The sequence below is a fragment of the Vibrio sp. S/42/10 genome (assembly GCF_029890535.1).
In the GTDB taxonomy this organism is placed as follows: domain Bacteria; phylum Pseudomonadota; class Gammaproteobacteria; order Enterobacterales; family Vibrionaceae; genus Vibrio; species Vibrio cyclitrophicus.
Window position 1 is genome coordinate 468,360 of the sequence record NZ_JAKMZC010000001.1, and the last position, 19,411, is coordinate 487,770.

The window sequence follows — 19,411 nt, forward strand, 5'->3', positions numbered from 1 at the left end:
AATTGAGCCAATGGCTTACCTTTCGGCACCACATCAGCATCACGCATATTAGAATTGGGAGTGAAGAGCAGATAGGCTCCCTACGAGCCTACCCACCCTGGGGGTTCGATAAAGCAACACAACCCGACACTCACGTGCGTTGTGTGTCACTTATCAAGTTTGATTAGATAGCCGCTTTCACTGCTTTTGCTAACTTAGCTGCCGCTTGTTTCGGATCGGCATCTTTCTCATTGAAGAAGTTGGTCACTACGTCATAGATAGCGCCTTGAGCGTAGCTTGTTGTCGCTAGGCCGTGAGCCATACTCGGAACAAGATCGCCCGATTCAGCACTTGCTTTGAAGGTTGCCATTGAGTCCAACGCACATTGGTCAAACTTAGACATATCCATATCTAGACGTACAGGGATAGAACCTTTGTTAAGGTTAAAGACTTCTTGGAAATCTTTGGTAAGAATAGTTTTTGCCAGGTCTTGCTGCGCTTTTTGGTTCTCTTTGTCACTTAACTCAAAGAACGCAAAGCTATCGATATTGAAGGTAAATTGACCGTCAGTACCTGGAGCTGGTGCACAGATGTAATCTTTACCCGGCACTTTACCTGCCGCAGTAAATTCACCTTTCGCCCAATCACCCATGATTTGCATCGCGGCTTCGCCATTGATAACCATTGACGTTGCTACGTTCCAATCACGACCGGGAGAGTTGCTGTCGATGTAGTCACGCATCTTTTTGAACTTGGTGAAGACTTCCACCATCTTGTCGCCAGATAACACATCCATATCAAGATCAACGAACGCTTTGTTGTAATCTTCACTGCCTAATACATCAAGTGCTACTGCTTCGAATACCGTCGCGTCTTGCCAAGGCTGGCCACCATGAGCCAGTGGAATAAAGCCAGCTGCTTTAATTTTGTCTGCGGCAACAAAGAACTCATCTAACGTAGTTGGAACCGTCACGCCTGATTTTTCTAAAACAACAGGGTTAGCCCAAAGCCAGTTAACACGGTGAACGTTGACAGGAACCGCGACATATTCACCATCCCACTTCATCACTTTAGTCACGACTTCTGGTAGTAGTTCATCCCACTGTTCTTGTTTCGCAGTTGCATCGAGAGACGTTAGAAAACCTAAACCACCCCACTCTTGAATATCATGACCTTTAATCTGCGCAGCAGATGGAGGATTGCCCGATACTGCTCGCGTTTTCAAAACAGTCATCGCACTTTCACCGCCGCCACCAGCAACAGCAAAATCTTTCCAAGTATGGCCTTGTTCTTCAATCATCTCTTTCAGTACCGCTGCTGATTTCGCTTCACCACCGGCAGTCCACCAGTGAAGCACTTCCACTTCACCAGCTTGAGAAAATGTTGAGGCAGCAAGAAGAGATAGAGTAAGTAGGGTTTTATTAATTTTCATTATTATCTTCCATGTTTAGCGGACTCGACGTCCGGTTCAATAAAGAGTCTACTTATTCTAATTTTTAAGATTGAAACAAAAGGTAAGCCCAATGTAACGCAATTGTTACATTACACTTCTAGGCCTCTAGGGATATAGACTTTGGCTTCTAAACCACCTTGAGGGCAGTTGCGAATAATGAGATCTCCGCCGTGTCCATGCAGAATATTTCGGCAGATCCCGAGGCCAAGTCCGTGTCCTTGGTCATCGGTTGCGAGCCTAAAGTAGGGTTCGAAAACCAACTCTAACTTGTCTTCAGGGATACCCTTACCGTGATCTTGAATCGTCACAACCACCCATACAGAATCACTACCGATATCTACCTCAGCTGATTTCCCATATTTCACCGCATTATCTATGAGGTTGGTCAGCACACGTTTTATGGCTAATGGTTTGGCGACTAACGGTTCAACCACGGACGGCTCAAACTCAACTAAGGTTTGATGTTGGTTGTGCAGTTCAATTACAGAGAGCATCATCTCGTTGAGATCGATAATGGCATTGTTTTCATGAAGGTCTGTGTCTCTCACAGCCTGAAGAGCACCTTTAACCATCATCTCAAGCTCATCGAGATCTTTATTGAATTTGTCTTTCTTTACTTCACTTTCCAACAATTCTGCCCGTAACCTGAGTCGGGTGATAGGTGTCTTTAAGTCATGAGAAATAGCAGAGAAAAGATGTTCACGGTCGGCAACATAGCGACGAATCCGTTGCTGCATGCGATTAAAAGCTCGGGTCGCGGTGACCAGTTCTGTTGCCCCTTCTTCGTTAAGCGGAGGCTGCTGAATATCCATACTCATTTCATTAGCCGCTCTTGCTAACTTTTTGAGAGGACGCACTTGACGACGAATCATAAAATAGGTAAGTACAAGCAGAATGAGCGTTGAAGATACTAAGAAAATCACCTGTTCCCGACCGAGAATTGTATCGTCGAGCTTTACATAAGGCGCAGGCAACAACGCCGCAATATAGACCCATTCATGGCTCTTTAATTCTATTTGGACAACCAGAATAGGAGGATTGAGAGGTTCTAACGTTAGAGTATGATGTGCCCACGATCGCGGGAGGTCGCTTAAATAGATATCATTTTTAAGCAAACGAAGATGCTCAGGTCGCGAAAAGTCGACCCTTACCGATTCGACTTTATTGAGCTTGCTACTTAAAACACTTTCTATCGCTTCTATCGATGCGGTTTTTAAGCGGGTGTCAGGGATAGGCTCAACAATCAAAGCCTCTTTATTGAAAGAAACGAAGAAGCGCGTACCGCCCATATTGCGGATCTGATCTAATACGATATGACGATACTTGACGGGCAAAGATTGGAAGAAAGTCACCGTTGAGGCAAACATGTTTGCCATGCTCGACGAGGCAGAACGAATCCCCTCCAGTTCTTTGTGTTTGGATTCGCTATACCAAATAGATGTAGCGATACCTTGAGCAATCACAACGGCTAACAAGGTCAGTAACAATGTTCTTGCGACCAAGGAGTTTGGTTTTAATCTACTCAACCACTTCATGCGAGATACTTTATCCGGAATACTTCATTGGAAATGACTCTATTAGCATTAGTTCATTAACAGTAAGTCATGCTTAGTGTTCATACTGAACAGGCACAGCGAGAATATAGCCGTTACCGCGCATGGTTTTGATGTAGTGAGGATATTTTCCGCTATCGCCCAATCGACTTCTCAGGCGACTAAGCTGTACATCAATGCCACGTTCAAAAGGCAGCGCTTCACGACCTCTAGTAGCAAAAGATATGGTGTCACGATCTAGAACTTCGTTTGGACGAGTTAAAAACAACATTAACAATGAAAAGTCGCTGCCCGACAAGTCCATCTCTTCTGAGTTTTCATTGTGAGAGATTCGATGCGCGAGCGTATCGAGAGTCCAGTCACCAAAAATGATCTGCTTTGGTAGTGCATCGCTTGGCTTGTCATCCACCACTTGAACACGTCGTAATAACGCTTTAATACGAGCCATTAACTGACGAGGGCTAAACGGTTTGGCGATGTAGTCATCGGCACCAATTTCTAAACCGATAATCTGGTCGGTTTCATCCGATACCGCCGTTAGCATGATGATTGGCACATTGGATCGTTTGCGGACTCGTTGGCACAAGGTAAAACCATCATCACCGGGTAGCATCACATCAAGCAGAATCAGATCTGGATAACCTTGCTTTTGCAAATGAGCTTCTAGTTCAACACCATCTCCCACAGAAGAAACATCGAAACCAGATTTTGTGAGGTACTCTTCCAGCAGTTCGCGGATTTCTTGATCATCATCCACCACGAGAATTCGAGTATTTGTTGGCATCGCCCAAACCTATTAAATTTACAACTTATTCACATAGTGTATAGGCTGGCCGATTGTTTGATTATTGACATGTTTGTAAAGTTAGAAGAACAAACAGATAAAGATCACAACTTAGTGACCTCTATCTGAATCTTAACGGCTTAATCCGCTATTGGTTGATTATGACGAGCAGCTGATCTCCATGGCTTTGCCCCACTCAGGAGGTAGAGCCGCTAGATGTTCATAGTCCGGATGTTCCGCATAAGGGTTTGCAAGCACCACCATCAAAGCGTCAATGTCGCTACTATCACCGCGCTCAGCTTTATCGATAGCTAGTTGAGCTAGATAGTTTCTGAGAATGTATTTCGGGTTTACCTGTCGCATGTTTTCGCAGCGCTTTACCACTGAACTCTCTTCTAATTCGCAGCGCTGTAAATAGTTATCTACCCATAGCTTCGCGGCCTCGCGATCGATAACCAAATCAATCACGTCTTGAGGCTTCAATGTATCTAGGTTCGACAGTGTCCTAAAGAACCTTGGGTAATCGACTTTGTTTTGCGACATCAGCTCGAACATAGATTCAAACAAACGACTATCGCCCTCTTGTTTCGAAAGCAGCCCTAACTTACGACGCATCATCTGACTGAAATAACCGTTCATTTGTGGTTCGTACTGCTCTAACGCCGCCTCTAAGTCGGCCTTATCCACCAACGGAGAAAGTGAGTGAGCCAGTGCCGATAGGTTCCACAATCCAATTCGAGGTTGCTGATTGAAAGCATAACGACCTTGATAATCGGAATGGTTGCAGATCAAGCGAGGATCATATTCATCAAGAAATGCAAACGGGCCGTAATCGAAGGTTTGCCCGATGATCGACATGTTATCGGTGTTCATCACCCCATGAGCAAAACCATTCGCTTGCCACAAGGCCACCATTTCTGCGGTGCGGTCAACAATCAGGTTAAACATAGCAGCGTAAGGTTTCTCAGCATCCAAACACTCAGGGAAGTGCCATTCAATCACTTTATCGGCCAACAACTTATGCTCAGCCAATTGATTGGTATAAAAAAGGTGTTCAAAGTGACCGAAACGGATGTGTGATTCAGCAGCACGCACCAACAATGCGCCCCACTCTTGCTTCTCGCGGTAAACTGGCGTGTCACTGGTCATCATGGCTAATGCACGTGTGGTTGGGATATTAAGCCCTGCCATTGCTTCACTACACAGGTACTCACGTACAGTTGAACGAATAACAGCGCGCCCGTCACCCATACGAGAATAAGGCGTTTTACCTGCACCTTTAAGGTGTAAGTCGAACGTTTCACCACATTTAGCAACAACTTGAGCTAATAACAACCCTCTTCCATCACCTAAATCAGGGTTATAAGAGCCAAACTGATGGCCAGCGTATTTCATTGCTACTGGTGAGAATTGATCAGGTTCAACATTGCCCGATAACGTCTCAAGCAATTCCTCAGAAGCATCTTCAAATGACGGAAAGCCGAGTTCATTCGCAAGGTTATGGTTCCATGAGAGCCATTGAACATTACTGAGCGGTGTAGGTTGAATTGGGGTATAGAACAGTCGAGGTAATGCAGTAAATCGATTGTTAAATGAAATAGAATCCCAGACAGACATGAGAGGCACACTGTAGATAAAAGATAACTTAAGATTATCACAGTTTAGTAACAACTTCAGATTGGCTTACGTGTCTAGTTTGTTGAGCGAAAAGGACTTGACTGCTTTGCGAAGAGAAAAATTAGGTGGCTAGACTGATGAGAAGAGCCACATTTACGAGAATAAGAGTTCTGACTTTGAAGACTTTTTGAAAAGTGTATTCATAATAAAAACTGAAAATATAGAGCCGAAAAGCAGGCTACATTAGAGCGAGAATACCCAGAAGAGAAAGAGTAGAGAAAATCCAAGTACGACTGATTACGCCAAAGTTACTGTGTTGAATCATTTCTTGATGCTGCATATGTCTCTCCTTGAGAACGTGATGGTGTAACACCAATATATCGACTTTATGCCGATATCAGCAAGCACATTAATATTAACCTTTTATTACAGCATCAAGAATATTCCGTAATCATTCACCTCTATTATAAAACAGAAAGTTATGCTCGGCTTGTCGTCGAAAGCAGTGCACCAGCACCAATAAAGACACCACCAGTCACACGATTAAAAACCTTGGCTCTACCTTTAGCGAACAACCAATTAGATGATTTAGCTCCTAGATAGGCGTAAACCAATAACCAAGATAACTCCATCACAGCGAAGGTCAAAGCGAACACAGCAAACTGAGGAAGAAGTGCTATTGAAGGATCAATAAACTGTGGGAAAAGTGCGGTAAAAAACAAAATCGCTTTAGGGTTACTCGCACCAACAATAAAACCACTGACATAATGCTTTGCAGCGCTCTCTTTAACAGATTGAGAATCTGCTTTTTGATTCGATAATTTGTCATAATCTTGCTGGCTAGAACGTAATGATTTCCAACCAAGGTAGATAAGATAGGCAGCACCAGTCCATTTGATAATGTTAAAAACCAGTTCCGACGAAGCGATAATCACACCCAAACCGGTAAACGATAACGTAAGAATTCCGGTAATCGCGGTCAAGCTACCCAAGGCAGTAAATATTGATAACTTAAAACCAGACTGCACACCCTTGGTCATGCACAATAAAGAACTTGGCCCAGGTGAAGCTGTCAGTATCAGCACTGCTAGTAAATAATAAATCCATGTATCAAAACTCATCGCGAATTCTCCTTAACTCACTAGAACGTCTAAATATTAAGCATCAATATGTAATAATTATTCATATTAAGCAACTAAATACTGAGCGTAACATCTTCGCTCTAAGCGCAAACAGCCTCAATGTGGACAATAAAAAACGCCATACATTGCTGTATGGCGTTTGAATTAATACCGAGAGGGTTTATTCAGTTGTTAACTGATATCCCTATCTAACTAAAACGGTTTAGTCTTTGTAGATTGAAAACTCATCTGCACAAGCCACTAACTGCTCGCGAGTGATCATGAATACGCCATGGCCACCATTTGAGAACTCAATCCAAGTGAATGGAATCTCAGGGTATTGGTCCATCATGTGAACCATTGAGTTACCCACTTCACAGATCAAGATACCATCATCAGTTAGGTAATCTGGTGCGTTAGACAGAATACGGCGAACCAGTTTAAGGCCATCAGTACCCGCTGCTAGGCCAAGTTCCGGCTCATGAGTAAACTCTTCCGGTAGGCTGTTCATATCTTCTTCGTCCACGTAAGGTGGGTTCGATACGATCAGGTTGTATTTCTCTTTAGGCAAATCACGGAAAAGATCTGAACGGATTGGGAATACTTGTTGCTCCATGCCGTGATCTTGAACGTTCTGCTCTGCAACTTGTAGTGCATCCGTAGAGATATCAATCGCGTCAACTTCAGCATCTGGGAAAGCGTGAGCACATGCGATAGCAATACAACCACTACCCGTACACATATCCATGATACGAACTGGTTCTTCAGTTAACCATGGTTGGAACTGAGCTTCGATCAATTCACCAATTGGAGAGCGAGGCACAAGAACACGCTCATCAACAAAAAACTCAAGGCCACAGAACCAAGCTTTATTGGTTAGGTAAGCCGTTGGTGTACGATCATTGATACGCTTGATCACACGTTCAACGATGCGTAAACGCTCGCTGCTCGTTAGACGAGAGTTCATAACGTGCGAGGGAACATCAATCGGTAGATAAAGAGTAGGTAAAATAAGTTGTACCGCCTCATCCCACGCGTTATCAGTGCCGTGACCATAAAATAGGCCCGCTGCGTTAAAGCGGCTAACAGTCCAACGAATCACATCTTGAAGCGTGTGTAGTTCTGATACCGCTTCTTCTACAAAAATCTTATCCAAAATTGTCTCCGAAAAGCGCTACAATACTGCTAATTACGTTTCTAATTAGAATTCATAACCTGATGAGCAAAAAAGACACCGACTTTGATGACGATTTCGCCCTGTTCAACGATGCAGTAAAGGGCGTTAAAAAGTTGCAACAGGATACCATAGTCCAGCAGCCAAAAAGAAATGCCAAACAAAAAGAAATTACTCGAACGGCAAGACAAGCCAGCGATAGCGAGTTTTATTTCTCTGACGAGTTCATTCCGCACCTTAGTGAGGAAGGGCCAACACGCTATGCGCGTGATGATGTCTCTAAATACGAAGTCAAGCGACTGCGTCGCGGTGTTTACGTGCCTGACGTGTACCTAGATATGCATGGTATGACACAACAAGAAGCAAAGCGCGAACTAGGAGCTATGATTGCTCACTGTATTAAAGAGAGCGTAGCTTGTGCTTGCGTGCAACATGGTATCGGTAAGCACATTCTTAAACAAAAAGTGCCTTTGTGGTTAGCACAACACCCAGATGTAATGGCTTTTCACCAAGCACCTTTAGAATTTGGTGGTAATGGCGCACTACTGGTTTTGCTTTCAATTCCTGAGAAGTAACTCTCATTTACTCGACGGGTTTACTTGTTACCGATTAACTCCTTCCCCCAAAGCCAAAACAACAAAGGGCACCTCAATATGATTGAGGTGCCCTTTCTATTTATCTTTGCTTATTGTTGTCTTTAGGATTTCACCAAGCTTTGTCAGCCTATGGATTAATGTTCCAAAGCAACTCGCCCTTTTGTGTCTCAAGGTCAAATTCAATACAAGCTAAACCAGAAGTCGGAAACATGGGCGGTGCCATGCCTGTCGCGAACTCTGCGGTTAAGTAGCCAACTAGAGGTAAATGAGAAACAAATAAAATGGTCTCTAGTTTTTCTACTTCAGCCATAGCTAAAGCCAAATCAAACACATCGTCGGACATACCATAAGGGGTAATATCATCACAGGTTTCTACTTTTTTTCCAGAAAACGCCTGAGAGATCTCTAACCATGTTTCTTGTGCCCTTAGATATGGGCTCACAAGCACTTTATCGAACTGGCTGAACCCTTGCTCATTTGCAGCTTGTGCCACCGCAAGAGACGCCATTTTGCCGCGCTTCGTTAACGCTCGTTCTGCATCCGAGTTAGCAAAATGTTCTGCTTCACCGTGGCGCATTATGAATATTTTCATGTTCAGTCCTGTCTACGTAACATTTCGAAAGTCGATATATCCCATATCAGCGATACGCTACTTAGCGTTTGGCTCTCAATCCAGAGAATCCGCAGTCTATATAAATAATTATATCAAGTCACTTGCTAAAGAGTCCGACTTTCTTAACAATCTTATTAAAAGAAAATAAATCACTGATAAAAATCGATAAAAGTGATTTAGAAGTCGCCAAAAAGCTCTTGATATCCCAAAATATGAACGCAAGGTTTGCACCTCAAATCATCACGTACATAATTTAAAAACCACCTTCTCTGGAGATGCTTCTGTGCATTTAAGCCCTAATGATGAACATCAATACCGTTACCTAACGCTAAATAACGGATTGCGAGTAATGTTAGTTCAAGATCAAAACGCTCAAAAAGCTGCAGCCGCACTCGCCGTTAATGTTGGGCACTTTGATGACCCTGCAGACCGAGAGGGGTTAGCTCACTACTTAGAGCATATGCTATTTTTGGGAACTGAAAAGTATCCAAAGGTCGGAGAGTTCCAAAGTTTTATCAGCCAACATGGCGGTAGTAACAACGCTTGGACCGGAACAGAACATACCTGCTTCTTTTTTGATGTCGAATTGAATGCATTTGAAACAGCACTCGATCGATTCAGCCAATTTTTTACAGCACCACTTTTTAACGAAGAAGCACTAGATAAAGAACGCCAAGCGGTGGATTCTGAGTACAAGATGAAACTCAATGATGACTCACGACGCTTGTACCAAGTTACCAAAGAATTAGTGAACCACAATCACCCATTCTCGAAGTTTTCTGTCGGTAATATCGATACGTTAGGTGACAGAAACGGTGAAACAATTCGACAAGAGATCTTAGCTTTCCACCAGCAACAGTACTCTGCAGATTTAATGACACTGACATTGTCTGGCAACCAATCATTAGATGAGATGCAAAGTTGGGTGGAGAATCGTTTTAACTCAATCACCAATCACAATCTACAAGGTAAAAAGGTTGAAGTGCCTATTATTGGCGAGTTAAGCACGGGCGTACAGGTCCACGTTGAGCCAATAAAAGAAGTTCGCAAACTGATTTTAACCTTCCCGATGCCAAGCATGGATGAGCACTATGGTATTAAGCCATTGTCATTCTTTGCACACCTTTTAGGTTATGAAGGGGAAGGTAGCTTGATGATGCAGTTAAAAGAGAAAGGTTGGATAACCTCACTCTCAGCTGGTGGCGGCGCAAGCGGCAGTAACTATCGTGATTTCACTGTGAGTTGTTCATTGACCATCGAAGGTTTGACCAAAACAGACCATATTATCCAAGCGGTGTTTCAATACATCAAACTGATCGAACAACAAGGCATTGAAGAGTGGCGCTATTTAGAAAAGCGCGCGGTTTTAGAATCTGCATTCCGCTTTCAAGAACCAGCACGGCCACTCGATGTTGTCAGTCACCTCGTGATCAACATGCAGCACTACCAAGAGCAAGACGTGGTGTATGGCGATTATAAAATGTCGCATTTTGACGAAGAGTTACAACGTTCTTTGCTTTCTTACCTATCTGTCGAAAACATGCGTGCGACCATCGTTGCTCAAGGTTTGGAATACGATAGAGAAGCAAAGTGGTACTTTACGCCCTACTCGGTCACGCCTTTCAGCACAGAGCAAACTCAGTGTTTTATGTGCATAAATCCCGGTTGGCAGTTTGAGCTACCCAGCAAAAACCCATTTATTTGCTATGACCTCGATCCGGCTGAGATCGAAGGCAACGCTGAACACCCACAACTATTGGAAGAGCTTGACGGCTTTAAACTATGGCACCTACAAGACCATCAGTTTCGAGTGCCTAAAGGTGTCGTATATATTGCTATCGACAGCCCTCATTCGGTAGCTAGCCCGAGAAACATCGTAAAAACTCGCCTATGCGTAGAAATGTTTTTGGACTCACTTGAAAAAGATACCTATCAGGCTGAAATTGCTGGTATGGGTTACAACATGTATACCCATCAAGGCGGCGTGACTCTGACTCTTTCTGGGTTCAGCGAGAAGCAGCCACAGTTGCTCAATATGATCCTTGAACATTTCCAAGCTCGTAACTTTAGTCCAACACGCTTCGAAACGATCAAGCATCAATTGCTCAGAAACTGGAACAACGCATCGCAAGATCGTCCTATTTCTCAGCTATTTAATGCGATGACTGGAATACTTCAGCCAAACAACCCACCCTATTCCGTTTTGATAGAAGCCTTGGAAACGATAGAGGTCGATGAGCTTTCTTCCTTTGTTCAAGCTATCTTGGCAGAACTGCACGTAGAAATGTTTGTGTATGGCGATTGGCGACAAGCTGATGCTCATAAGATGGCTGAAACACTTAAAGATGCACTGCGTGTTCAAGATCAGGCTTACGAAGAGTCATTGCGTCCATTAATCATGCTTGGTGAAAACGGCAGTTTCCAACGTGAAGTTGTGTGTAATCAAGATGATTCGGCAATTGTGGTTTACTACCAATGTCCGGATATCTCACCTAAAAACATTGCACTGTATTCGTTGGCAAACCACTTGATGTCAGCTACGTTCTTCCATGAGATTCGCACCAAGCAGCAACTAGGCTATATGGTCGGCACTGGCAACATGCCGCTGAACCGGCACCCAGGTATTGTACTTTACGTGCAGTCGCCTAATGCAGCTCCAGCAGACTTGTTAGCTTCTATAGATGAATTCCTCAATGCCTTTTATATGGTGTTGTTGGAACTTAATGACTATCAATGGCACAGCAGCAAACGCGGGCTTTGGAATCAGATTTCAACGCCAGATACGACTTTACGAGGTAGAGCTCAGCGCTTATGGGTTGCGATTGGCAATAAAGATTTGGAATTCAACCAAAGGGATCGCGTACTAGAAGAGCTCAAAGAGCTGACTCGCTCGGACATGATGCGTTTTGTGGTCAGTCAACTTAAACCTCGTACGGCAAATCGTCTGATTATGCACGCGCAAGGTAATGCACACCATGAAGAAGAAAAGCTGTCCGCAGGTGTGGAAATAGGCTCTATTGATGAGTTTCAGTTACGTCCGAAAGATACTGAACTTGGCTAGTAATTCTAGATAAAAAACCGAAGGTTGATGCGGATGCATCAACCTTTTTTATTGGGGCAATATAAAAGCAGATCTCCTATTACGCTCCTTCGTCGCTTTAGGAGATGACGATAGTTTTGATTGAGATGTGTTTGCCCCCTCATTTATCAACGCAATAACTTACTTTTTGTCTCTCGCTCGTAATTCCCGAGAAAGAGGAACAATTGAATCGAGAATCTCATTCCTTTCGCTCCCCCATAAAACAGAAAAGCCCGCATCAACTTGATGCGGGCTCAATAATTAGCGTACTAGAGAGTTACTTATAAAAAGACTCATCCAAACCAGCACGTGTCAGTAGGCCATCACATGGTGCGAAACGATCACCGTACTTCTTAGCGAAATCGTTCATCATATCAACCAGTGACTTAATGCCCACTTGGTCCATATAACGGAAAGGCCCACCTAAGAATGGCGGGAAACCAATGCCGAAAATAGCACCGATATCACCGTCTCTTGGACTACGTATAATACCATCATCCAGGCAGCGAACCGCTTCGTTTAGCATAGGAAGCACACAGCGCATTGCGATATCGTTATCGCTCAACTTAGGATCTGGTTGTAGCTTAAGCAGCTTGTAAACTGACTTATCGACTTCTTTCTTCTTACCTTTGTAAGTGTAGAAACCTTTGCCACTCTTACGACCTTTACGGTTGTCATTTAAAAGAATATCGAACACATCAGGGCCTTGGAAACGATCGCCGAGTTCATTCACTAAAATCGGAATAATCTTCGCTCCGATATCAACACCTACCTCATCTAACAAGGTAATTGGGCCAACCGGGAAACCGAAATCCAGTAACACGCTGTCAAGTTTTTCAATCGGCTCATTCGCCAGTAACAAGTGCGCAGCTTCATTCATGTACGGAGCAAGAATACGGTTCACATAAAAACCAGCCGTGTCTTTAACAACAATCGGGGTCTTGCCTTGCTTCTTCGCTAATGCCACAACTGTCGAAATCGTCTCTTCTGACGTTGTTTCATGAGGAATAACTTCAACCAATGGCATTTTATCTGCTGGGCTGAAGTAGTGAAGGCCCACAACGTTTTCTGGTCGCTGTGCCTTCTCTGCAATCTTGTGGATTGGCAATGAAGAAGTGTTGGTCGCAAAAATAGTCTCAGGTTTCGCATTCGCCTCAATGTCGGCAATCATCGATTGCTTGAGATCAAGGTCTTCAAATACGGCTTCAATCACGACATCGGTGTGATTAAAGCTCGTAAAATCGATGCCACCAGAAAGCTGCAGCATTTTGCTTTCAAGTTCAGCTTTACTCAAAATGCGACGTTTACGCTGCTTGTCGAACAACTTAAAGTTGTAGTTAAGTGCGTTCAGAACGCCTTCGTTGGAAACGTCTTTAATGCGAACCGGCACTTTAGCTTTAGCAACACTAACATGGCTAATACCAGCCCCCATTAGGCCACCACCCAACACCCCAACACGCTTAACGGCTTTAGGCTCTGCGTCTGCACCGTGCTCTTTTTTCATTTCAGTGGTTGCGAAGAAAATCGAACGCAGGGCTTTGGATTCCGAAGTCATCACCAGCTCAGAGAAACGCTTTGCTTCATACTGAAGGCCTTTGTCGAAGCCGTTCTCGAGGCCATAACGAATTACATCAAGAATCGCATCTGCTGCTGGGTAATTGCCGCGTGTTTTCTGATTAGTTTTCTTAGAAGCTTGTTCGAAAATCACTTTACGACCAAGGCCATTACGTGAAATTAGCTTTTCTTTAGTTGAAGCCTGATTTTGAGACGCTAGGCGTTTGCCTTTTTTGCTACCAGCATTCTTTTCAACAAAGCTTTTAGCCACTTCGAGCAAGATAGTTTCCGGAACACAAGCATCGACTACACCTAAAGATTTTGCTTTCTTAGCACGCAACTGCTTACCCGTAAGGATTAAGTCCAGAGATGGCAATAAACCAATAAGGCGAGGAAGACGTTGTGTGCCGCCCGAGCCGGGCAACAAACCTAGTTGGACTTCTGGCAAACCAAGACGAGTCTTGTCTGAATCGGTACATACGCGATAGTCACAGGAAAGAGCTAGCTCTAAACCACCGCCTAAACAAGGGCCATGTATCGCTGCAACCACTGGGTACGGCAGTTCAGACAGAGTTTGGAACATCTCCTGCCCTTGGCGAGCGAGAGACTGTGCTTCATCAGCCGTTTTACACGCATCAAGCATTCTTACATCAGCACCAGCGATAAAGTTATCTGGCTTCAATGAATGTACGATCAAGCCTTTAACTCGACTTTGCTTTTCTTTTAGCTGCTCAAAAATAGCTTTCATTTCTTCAGCAAAAGCGGCTTGCAGTGTGTTCATTTTCTCGTTTGGCACATCGATCGCAAGCCATGCAATATCTTGATCATCGATACTCAGAGAAAACGCTGCTTTCTTATTGGTTGGTTCACTATTTTTCGATTCAATGGTAGTCGCTGAGTCTGGTTGAGTGACTACTTCTTTTTCTTTTTTTGCATCAAGAGTCGTAGACATTATTCTACCTCCAAGATCATTGCTGCACCTAAACCACCAGCCGCACAAGCTGTATTCAGTGCCAAGCCGCCACCGCGACGTTTCAATTCACGTAATGTTTGAGTCATCATACGTGCGCCAGTTGCTGCAAACGGGTGACCATAAGCAATTGAGCTACCCAGGACGTTGAACTTCTCCATATCAATCTCACCGATCGCTTTGTCACGATCTAAATTCTTCTGAGCAAATTCATCGCTTGCAAACATTTTGACGTTAGCCAGAACTTGGGCTGCAAATGCTTCGTGCATCTCGATCAACGTCAAATCTGAAAGCTCGAGGCCTGTGTTCTTCAACACTTGAGAAGTCGCATAAGTTGGACCCATCAACATATCTGTTTCAACACCAATCGCTGAAAACGCATAACCACGGATATAACCAAGCACTTCTAAGCCTAGTTCTTTTGCTTTGCCTTCTCGCATCAACATCACTGCTGCACCACCATCAGTAAGCGGTGTAGCATTGGCTGCAGTAACACTACCGTACTTTCTATCAAATGCTGGGCGTAATTTAGCGTAACCCTCAACGGTTGAGTCGTGGCGAATATTGTTATCTTCAGCTAGGTATTTTTTATAAGGTGCTGGGAATGCAGTCATCACTTCATCTTTGATTTTCCCCTCTTTCCAGGCTTTAGAAGCCAAAGAATGAGATCGATGAGCGAGTGCATCTTGCTCTTGACGAGTAATGCTATGGGTTTTAGCCATCTGCTCTGCTGTTTGACCCATTGAAAGGCCTGTTGAGTACTCAGCGACAGCTGGTGGGACTGGCATTAGATCTTTCACTGAAAGCGTTTTAAGAATCTTCAGCTTTTGACCCATAGTTTTCGTTTTGCTTAACGCCAATAAATTTGCCGCCAACTTCTTAGAAACACCGATAGGCAATACAGAAGAGGAATCCGCACCACCGGCAATACCGACATCTATCGTGCCTGCCATAATGCTCTCAGTCACGTTAACCGCCGCTTGAAAGCTAGTTGCACAAGCTCGTGTCACACTGTACGCATCGGTATTAATATCCATGCCGGTGCCAAGCACAATTTCACGTGCAATATTTGGCGCTTCTGGCATCTGTACCACTTGACCAAACACAACTTGTTCAATTAGCGCAGGATCGACATCTGTTCTCGCAAGCATTTCACTCACGACCATTTTGCCTAAGTCGACCGCAGGCACTTGACTAAATTCAGTGCTCTGACGAGCGAATGGGGTTCGTAATCCAGCGACAACGGCAACACGTTCTCCAGAACGGGTTTTGACTTCCTGTTTGCCCATGGTTTCTCCTTAAAGTTAAGAGGTCTGACCTGAAGCATTGTAAAGAAGTTGTTAATTAAATCAAACAAGCGTTTAAATAAACGTGATACGAGTATCTCACTGTTTGAAAATTTAACTGTACCTTCAGGCGAACCTTTTGGGGTGAAAGGTTGTCCTAAGAGACTAAACTATTGTTAAAGGGCACTGTTACTACAGTGTTTGGGGATTGTTTTCTTGAGGCAAAAAAAAAACCACACAAAGATGTGTGGTCGGAATGTATATAAAGCAATTAACTTAACGCCAATTGAAATAATCAGTTTCCTGATTAGGAGAAAGTAAAGTCAGCCTTCAAAAGGAAGTGTCGTCTTGCTCAACATGCTAGCCACGAATGACTAACTAGACGACAAGGTGTACTATAGCTTGTTCGAAGCCTTAGATTTTGAAGTAGATCAATTTTCATTGTGATTTTACGATTTCCAGTAAATCGGTAGCTCTAAAAACGAAACACAATATAAAAACAAAGCACAACGTATAGAAGACAGCTATACACAGAGCAATTATGGAGGCTCGTGTGTCGATAATAAAAATGTTTGGAAAGAAAACTGCCAAGCGTCCGGTCAACTCTGATATGGACAAACAAAGAAAATACGAAGCACTCGTGCGTGCCTATCATCGTGACCTGTTTCGCTACGCCTATTGGTTATGCAAAGACAAAACCGTTGCCGAAGACTTAGTGCAAGAGACTTGCCTTCGTGCATGGAAGTCACTCGATAGCCTTCAAGATGAAAAAGCCGCTAAATCTTGGCTAATTACCATCTTAAGACGCGAAAACGCGAGACGCTTTGAACGCAAACAGTTTGATCTGGTTGATATCGACGATCATGGTAATGATGCTAGTGTCAGTGACGACCCGCATCACCAACACCAATGGTTGCAAGCTCAGATCATGAAACTTGAAGTTGATTACCGTGAACCACTCTTTCTACAAGTCATTGGTGGATTTAGTGGTGAAGAGATTGCCGATATTCTCAATCTCAACAAAAACACAGTAATGACACGTTTATTCAGAGCTCGAAATCAGTTGAAAGAGATGCTGGATACAGAAGAGGCAGAGAGGGGGCAACATAATGGATGATTTAGAATTTCGTCGTCGTGTTTTGTCGGAACCTAAACAACGAACACCAGATATTATCAATGCAGTAGCAAACAGCGAAGCCAATAGTCATTTCTTAGACGATGTACTATCGCTTGATAAGCAGATCCATTCAGCAATGAATGTGGATGTGCCAGATGATCTTGCCGATCGCATTCTATTCAATCAGACCTCAAGCGAAGAGAGTAAAGTCGTAAGACCTACTTTTGCTCGTCGAGCAATGGCGATGGCCGCTTCAGTGGCGTTTGTTGCGGGCTTATTGGTTGGACAGGTTAATTGGGGAAACGCCCTGGTTGCTCCAGCTCAAGCAAGTTTGGTCGATACTGCGATGAAACATGTTGTTGATGAAAAAAGCTTTGTGAGTTCAATCGACGAACAAGTGACATCACAACAAATCAACGCAAAAATGAATCCATTTGCTTACCAGTTTGATGAGGCATTCCCTTATCATGTCTACTACCTGAACCACTGTGGTTTCGGGAAGTCCAATGCAATGCACATGGTTTTCCAAGGTGAAAAAGGCAAAGTAACGCTATTTTTAACAGGAATTCCAACAGACAAATCTGTCGACTTTGACGAAGAAGGCATGTCTGGTTCGGTAACACCGATCGATAACAGCAGCCTGATCCTCGTAGGTGAAGATGGTGAGAACGTTTCTAAAATCGCCGAAAAGCTGAAAAAAATCATCAAACCTATGGGCTAACACTCCTCTTAAGCCCCGTTACCAAAAGGCCTAGCAATTATACTCTTGATATTGCTGGGCTTTATTTATAAACAAACCACAAAACCATTCACCACACCAATACCTCTAGAGTTAAAACTCTAAAAAACAGTATTTCTCACCATTTTCGTGCCAGATAGGCGTCATTTCCATAATTTTCCACTCAAAATTCTCAATGGTCGGATTTGTATATCGTATACTTGCGAATAGGATCAGCCACCATTGAGCAATTGCTCAAATTAATCGCCCTGTAGAGGCGGATATATAAAGGAATAAATGAATGACTACCAACAACACGCGTCTGTTTAAAAAGTCTCTTTTAGCAGTAACAATTACACTGGCGTCTTCGCAAGCGATGGCAGCAGGTTTCCAACTTAACGCACAATCAGCTACCGGCCTTGGCCGCGCTTTCGCTGGTGATGCAGTAATCGCAGATAACGCGTCAGTGATGGCTCGTAACCCAGCGGCAATGGCACTGTTTGATAAAGTTGAACTATCTTTAGGTTTCACTTCGATCACTTCAAAAATTGAAGTCAAAGATGCCACTTACACTAGCGCATTAACTGGTTCAACACCTTCAAACTATGATGATGCGGGTGATACCTCTATCGCACCTAACATCCACTTAATTGTGCCTGTTAATGACCAATTTGCATGGGGCGTCAATGCCTACACTAACTTTGGTACGAAAACTGAGTTTGACGATTCGTTTGCCGGTTCTGAATATGGTGGTCTAACTGATGTTAAAAGTATGAACTTAGGGGTAGCTGGTTCATACCGTTTGAATGAACAGTGGAGCTTTGGTGCAGGTTTAGACTTCATCTACGGACAAGGTAAGCTTAAGCGTAAAATTACGCTGCCTAATAATGTAGCAAACCCTACAGGTGTTCAAGAATACACTGCTCTAGATGCAGATGCTGACGGTTGGGCTGTAGGCTTTAACTTAGGTACAGTTTTCGAGCTAGATAAAGACAATAGATTTGGCTTAGCATATCATTACAGCCCAACTCTAGAAGCTGAAGGTGATATTACTGGTATTGGAGTGAACCCAGCAACAGGGGATGTTGTTAACGCAACATACAAAAACGATACATTAAACATGCCGTTACCTAGCATGATTGAGTTCTCTGGTTACCATATGCTACCAGACTCTAAATTTGCTGTTCACTACAGTGTTCAATGGATTGGTTGGAGCGCATTTGACGTACTAGAGGCTGACAAAGCCGGTGAGTTAAATGAGTATAAATGGCAAGATGGAATGCATTACGCTCTTGGTACAACTTACTACATGAATAAAGATTGGACATTACGTGCCGGTTACATGTACGACACAAGCGCCCAAGATAGCATTACATCAGTTTCGGTACCAGATTCTGATCGTCAATGGTTCTCTGCTGGCTTCACGTACCACATTGATACAGCTTCAAACGTAGATTTCGGCTTCACTTACCTACTGGGTGATGATGTAAAAGTCAATGAAACTACTGAAATATCAGGAACTACAATCTCATCAATTGAAGCAACAACTCATGCAGATGCAATCCTAATGGGTCTACAGTACAGCCGTAGCTTCTAATATAAGCTTCCGCTAGAAAAATTTAAGGGTCGCATTGCGGCCCTTTTCTTTGCCAAAAATTAATCAAACTAAAACATTTAGGCTTACAGGTGTACTCCACAGAGGTCATATGGTGCTACAAGTGTACGCTCAAATTTCGCAACACGGTCGAAACATTTAGATTATTTCTCTAATAATTAAACACATTTACTCATTTAATC

The 19,411-nt window shown here is 43.5% G+C and carries 14 protein-coding genes; 5 read left to right on the forward strand and 9 right to left on the reverse strand.

From position 1 onward, the window contains the following. Window positions 1-163: 163 nt before the first annotated feature. The 6 genes from L8S15_RS02080 to prmB form a co-directional block, all read right to left on the reverse strand. Window positions 164-1,411 (reverse strand): ABC transporter substrate-binding protein, encoded by a 1,248-nt coding sequence (locus L8S15_RS02080; RefSeq protein ID WP_004736057.1) that lies wholly within the window; start codon window positions 1,409-1,411, stop codon window positions 164-166. A gap of 110 nt (window positions 1,412-1,521) precedes the next feature. Further along, window positions 1,522-2,967 (reverse strand): ATP-binding protein, encoded by a 1,446-nt coding sequence (locus L8S15_RS02085; protein ID WP_010439452.1) that lies wholly within the window; start codon window positions 2,965-2,967, stop codon window positions 1,522-1,524. A 73-nt stretch (window positions 2,968-3,040) separates the two neighbouring features. Then, entirely contained in the window at window positions 3,041-3,769 is a 729-nt protein-coding gene (locus L8S15_RS02090; protein WP_010439451.1) for a response regulator transcription factor, read from the reverse strand. A gap of 159 nt (window positions 3,770-3,928) precedes the next feature. Beyond that, window positions 3,929-5,386, reverse strand: coding sequence for a protein adenylyltransferase SelO (locus L8S15_RS02095; RefSeq protein ID WP_010439449.1), 1,458 nt, complete (start codon window positions 5,384-5,386; stop codon window positions 3,929-3,931). A gap of 479 nt (window positions 5,387-5,865) precedes the next feature. Next, window positions 5,866-6,507 (reverse strand): LysE family translocator, encoded by a 642-nt coding sequence (locus L8S15_RS02100; protein WP_010439447.1) that lies wholly within the window; start codon window positions 6,505-6,507, stop codon window positions 5,866-5,868. Between the two features lie 223 nt (window positions 6,508-6,730). After that, window positions 6,731-7,663, reverse strand: coding sequence for a 50S ribosomal protein L3 N(5)-glutamine methyltransferase (gene prmB, locus L8S15_RS02105; RefSeq protein WP_010439444.1), 933 nt, complete (start codon window positions 7,661-7,663; stop codon window positions 6,731-6,733). Between the two features lie 62 nt (window positions 7,664-7,725). Between prmB and smrB the strand changes: the two genes are divergently transcribed. After that, window positions 7,726-8,256 carry an endonuclease SmrB gene (gene smrB / locus L8S15_RS02110; RefSeq protein WP_010439442.1) on the forward strand — a complete coding sequence of 177 codons (531 nt, stop codon included), beginning with the start codon at window positions 7,726-7,728 and terminating at the stop codon, window positions 8,254-8,256. A gap of 148 nt (window positions 8,257-8,404) precedes the next feature. Here the strand turns inward: smrB and sixA are convergent, their stop codons facing one another. Beyond that, a complete protein-coding gene (gene sixA / locus L8S15_RS02115; RefSeq protein ID WP_010439440.1) occupies window positions 8,405-8,869 on the reverse strand; it encodes a phosphohistidine phosphatase SixA in 465 nt (154 codons plus the stop codon). Window positions 8,870-9,173: 304 nt separating this feature from the next. Here sixA and L8S15_RS02120 point away from each other — a divergent pair, with 304 nt between their 5' ends. Beyond that, on the forward strand, window positions 9,174-11,951 hold the full coding sequence (locus L8S15_RS02120) for an insulinase family protein (RefSeq protein ID WP_010439436.1): 2,778 nt from the start codon (window positions 9,174-9,176) through the stop codon (window positions 11,949-11,951). A 295-nt stretch (window positions 11,952-12,246) separates the two neighbouring features. Here the strand turns inward: L8S15_RS02120 and fadJ are convergent, their stop codons facing one another. After that, window positions 12,247-14,475, reverse strand: a complete 2,229-nt coding sequence (gene fadJ, locus L8S15_RS02125; RefSeq protein ID WP_280571940.1) for a fatty acid oxidation complex subunit alpha FadJ — start codon at window positions 14,473-14,475, stop codon at window positions 12,247-12,249. Beyond that, the gene (gene fadI / locus L8S15_RS02130; protein ID WP_010439432.1) at window positions 14,475-15,782 is read right to left on the reverse strand and encodes an acetyl-CoA C-acyltransferase FadI; all 1,308 of its coding nucleotides are present in this window, start codon (window positions 15,780-15,782) and stop codon (window positions 14,475-14,477) included. The genes fadJ and fadI overlap by 1 nt, the downstream gene beginning before the upstream one ends. 565 nt (window positions 15,783-16,347) lie before the next feature. Here fadI and L8S15_RS02135 point away from each other — a divergent pair. The 3 genes from L8S15_RS02135 (at window position 16,348) to L8S15_RS02145 (ending at window position 19,211) form a co-directional block, all read left to right on the forward strand. After that, window positions 16,348-16,896 (forward strand): sigma-70 family RNA polymerase sigma factor, encoded by a 549-nt coding sequence (locus L8S15_RS02135; protein WP_010439430.1) that lies wholly within the window; start codon window positions 16,348-16,350, stop codon window positions 16,894-16,896. Further along, the gene (locus tag L8S15_RS02140) at window positions 16,889-17,617 is read left to right on the forward strand and encodes a DUF3379 domain-containing protein (protein ID WP_016792934.1); all 729 of its coding nucleotides are present in this window, start codon (window positions 16,889-16,891) and stop codon (window positions 17,615-17,617) included. The genes L8S15_RS02135 and L8S15_RS02140 overlap by 8 nt, the downstream gene beginning before the upstream one ends. 298 nt (window positions 17,618-17,915) lie before the next feature. Beyond that, window positions 17,916-19,211 (forward strand): outer membrane protein transport protein, encoded by a 1,296-nt coding sequence (locus L8S15_RS02145; RefSeq protein WP_010439426.1) that lies wholly within the window; start codon window positions 17,916-17,918, stop codon window positions 19,209-19,211. Window positions 19,212-19,411 lie beyond the last annotated feature (200 nt).

What these genes read in the sequence shown, in the direction of transcription:
- L8S15_RS02080 (WP_004736057.1), bottom strand. Translation starts at nt 1,411, where the DNA reads ATGAAAATTAATAAAACCCTACTTACTCTATCTCTTCTTGCTGCCTCA.
- L8S15_RS02085 (WP_010439452.1), bottom strand. Translation starts at nt 2,967, where the DNA reads ATGAAGTGGTTGAGTAGATTAAAACCAAACTCCTTGGTCGCAAGAACA.
- L8S15_RS02090 (WP_010439451.1), bottom strand. Translation starts at nt 3,769, where the DNA reads ATGCCAACAAATACTCGAATTCTCGTGGTGGATGATGATCAAGAAATC.
- L8S15_RS02095 (WP_010439449.1), bottom strand. Translation starts at nt 5,386, where the DNA reads ATGTCTGTCTGGGATTCTATTTCATTTAACAATCGATTTACTGCATTA.
- L8S15_RS02100 (WP_010439447.1), bottom strand. Translation starts at nt 6,507, where the DNA reads ATGAGTTTTGATACATGGATTTATTATTTACTAGCAGTGCTGATACTG.
- smrB (WP_010439442.1), top strand. Translation starts at nt 7,726, where the DNA reads ATGAGCAAAAAAGACACCGACTTTGATGACGATTTCGCCCTGTTCAAC.
- sixA (WP_010439440.1), bottom strand. Translation starts at nt 8,869, where the DNA reads ATGAAAATATTCATAATGCGCCACGGTGAAGCAGAACATTTTGCTAAC.
- fadJ (WP_280571940.1), bottom strand. Translation starts at nt 14,475, where the DNA reads ATGTCTACGACTCTTGATGCAAAAAAAGAAAAAGAAGTAGTCACTCAA.
- fadI (WP_010439432.1), bottom strand. Translation starts at nt 15,782, where the DNA reads ATGGGCAAACAGGAAGTCAAAACCCGTTCTGGAGAACGTGTTGCCGTT.
- L8S15_RS02135 (WP_010439430.1), top strand. Translation starts at nt 16,348, where the DNA reads ATGTTTGGAAAGAAAACTGCCAAGCGTCCGGTCAACTCTGATATGGAC.
- L8S15_RS02140 (WP_016792934.1), top strand. Translation starts at nt 16,889, where the DNA reads ATGGATGATTTAGAATTTCGTCGTCGTGTTTTGTCGGAACCTAAACAA.
- L8S15_RS02145 (WP_010439426.1), top strand. Translation starts at nt 17,916, where the DNA reads ATGACTACCAACAACACGCGTCTGTTTAAAAAGTCTCTTTTAGCAGTA.